This is a genomic window from Saccharopolyspora sp. 7B (assembly GCF_020177435.1).
In the GTDB taxonomy this organism is placed as follows: domain Bacteria; phylum Actinomycetota; class Actinomycetes; order Mycobacteriales; family Pseudonocardiaceae; genus Saccharopolyspora_C; species Saccharopolyspora_C gregorii.
This window is the reverse complement of sequence record NZ_JAIUKC010000017.1, coordinates 1-2,541: the sequence shown is the minus strand read 5'-3', so window position 1 is coordinate 2,541 and position 2,541 is coordinate 1. Positions and strand designations below refer to the sequence as shown.

Below are 2,541 nucleotides of genomic sequence, written 5' to 3'. Positions count from 1 at the left end.
CGGCGAGCCGGACGCCGAGATCGTCAGCGCCACCTCCGCGGCGTGACCACGAGGTCGCCTTCCGATCACCGGTGACCGGAAGGCGACCTTCCGCGCACCGCAGTCCCCCGCCACGGGGCGGTCCGAAGCATGCGAGCAAGGGAACCTTCCTGCCACCGGTGGCAGAAAGGTTCCCTTCATCGCACCCCGCCGGCCGGTGTTCGCGAACCACGAAGGGCACCTACGCCATGAGCGACCAGAGCACCATCCGCTGGACCGAGGACGCCGACGGCATCGTCGTGCTCACCCTCGACGACCCCCAGCAGCAGGCGAACACGATGAACGACCGCTACCTGCGGTCGATGGAAGAGACCGTGCAGCGCCTCCAGGCCGAGCGCGAGAAGATCACCGGCGTGGTGATCACTTCGGCGAAGAGCACCTTCTTCGCGGGCGGCGACCTGCGCGACCTCGTCAAGGTCCGCCCCGCCAACATCGAGGAGTTCGCCGAGGTCAGCGCCACCAGCAAGCGGCAGCTGCGCGCCCTGGAGACGTTGGGCGTCCCGGTCGTCGCCGCGCTGAACGGCACCGCCCTCGGCGGCGGACTGGAGATCGCCCTCGCCTGCCACCACCGCATCGCCCTCGACGGCCCGAAGACCCGCTTCGGTCTGCCCGAGGTCACCCTCGGCCTGCTGCCCGGCGCCGGCGGCGTCGTCCGCACGGTCCGCATGCTCGGCATCGCCGACGCCCTGCTCAAGGTCCTCACCCAGGGCCAGCGGCTGCGCCCGGAGAAGGCCAAGGAGATCGGCCTCGTCGACGAGGTCGTCACCGACGCCGACGCCCTCCTCGACCGCGCCAAGCAGTGGATCAAGGACAACCCCGGTGCCGTGCAGCCGTGGGACGAGAAGGGGCACAAGATCCCCGGCGGCACCCCGTCGAACCCGAAGTTCGCCGCGAACCTCCCCGCGTTCCCCGCGAACCTGCGCAAGCAGCTCAAGGGCGCCCCGATGCCCGCGCCGAAGAACATCCTCGCCGCCGCCGTCGAAGGTGCCCAGGTCGACTTCGACACCGCCCTGGAGATCGAAGGCCGCTACTTCGTCGACCTCGCCAGCGGCCAGACCTCGAAGAACATGAGCAAGGCGTTCTTCTTCGACCTCCAGCACATCAACTCCGGCGGCAGCAGGCCCGACGGGTTCGAACGCTGGACGGCGAACAAGGTCGCCGTGCTCGGCGGCGGCATGATGGGCGCGGGCATCGCCCACGTGTGCGCGAAGGCGGGCATGCAGGTGGTGCTCAAGGACGTCTCCGCAGCCGCCGCCGAGAAGGGCAGGGCCTACTCGGAGAAGATCCTCGACAAGGCCGTCGCCAAGGGCCGCACCACCGAGGCCGAACGCGACGAGGTCCTCGCCCGCATCACCCCCACCGACCAGAACGACCAGCTCACCGGCTGCGACCTGGTCATCGAGGCCGTGTTCGAGGACACCGCGCTCAAGCACCGGGTGTACGGCGAGGTCGAAGACGTCATCGACGGGGACGCCCTCATCGCCTCCAACACCTCCACACTGCCGATCACCTCCCTCGCCGAAGGCGTGTGCCGCCGCGAGGACTTCATCGGCCTGCACTTCTTCTCGCCGGTCGACAAGATGCCGCTCGTCGAGATCATCTGCGGTGAGCAGACCAGCGACCGCGCGCTGGCCAGGGCGTTCGACGTCGTGCAGCAGATCAAGAAGACGCCGATCGTCGTCAACGACAGCCGCGGCTTCTTCACCAGCCGCGTCATCGGCACCTTCCTCAACGAGGGCGTGTCGATGCTCGGGGAGGGCCTCCACCCGGCCACCATCGAGCAGGCCGCCAACCAGGCCGGATTCCCCGCGCCGGTGCTGCAGCTGTTCGACGAGCTCACCCTCACCCTGCCGCGCAAGATCCGAGCCGAGACCAAGCGCGCGCTCGAAGCCGCCGGCGGCACCTGGACCCCGCACCCGGCCGACGAGATCCTCGACCGGATGGTGGAGGAATTCGAGCGCCCCGGCCGGTCCGGCGGCGCCGGGTTCTACGAGTACACCGACGGCGTCCGCGCCGGGCTGTGGCCAGGACTCGTCGACGAGCTCGGCGCGGGCAGCATCGACCCGTCGGAAGTCGTGCTCGAGGACCTCGTCGAACGGCTGCTGTTCATCCAGGCTGTCGAAACGGTCCGCTGCCTGGACGAGGACGTGCTGCGGTCCGTGCCGGACGCCAACATCGGCTCGATCTTCGGCATCGGCTTCCCCGCGTGGACCGGGGGAGTGGTGCAGTACATGAACGGCTACCCCGGCGGCCTCCCCGGATTCGTCGAGCGCGCCCGGGCGCTCGCCGAGCGCTACGGGGAGCGCTTCACCCCGCCGGCATCCCTGGTCCGCAAGGCTGAAGCCGGCGAGTCGTTCGACCTCGGCGAGCCGGACGCCGAGATCGTCAGCGCCACCTCCGCGGCGTGACCACGAGGTCGCCGTACGCTCACCGGGGCCCGGCCCGCCCCCCCCCCCCCCCCCCCCGCCCCCCCCCCCCCGCGGGGCGAAGCAAGGGCGCCAC

At 70.4% G+C, this 2,541-nt stretch carries 1 protein-coding gene; it reads left to right on the top strand.

What is annotated here, in order from left to right; all coding sequences use genetic code 11:
• Window positions 1-227: 227 nt before the first annotated feature.
• Window positions 228-2,447: a 3-hydroxyacyl-CoA dehydrogenase NAD-binding domain-containing protein gene (locus LCD33_RS03705; protein ID WP_224967055.1), complete on the top strand. Its 2,220-nt coding sequence runs from the start codon at window positions 228-230 to the stop codon at window positions 2,445-2,447.
• Window positions 2,448-2,541 lie beyond the last annotated feature (94 nt).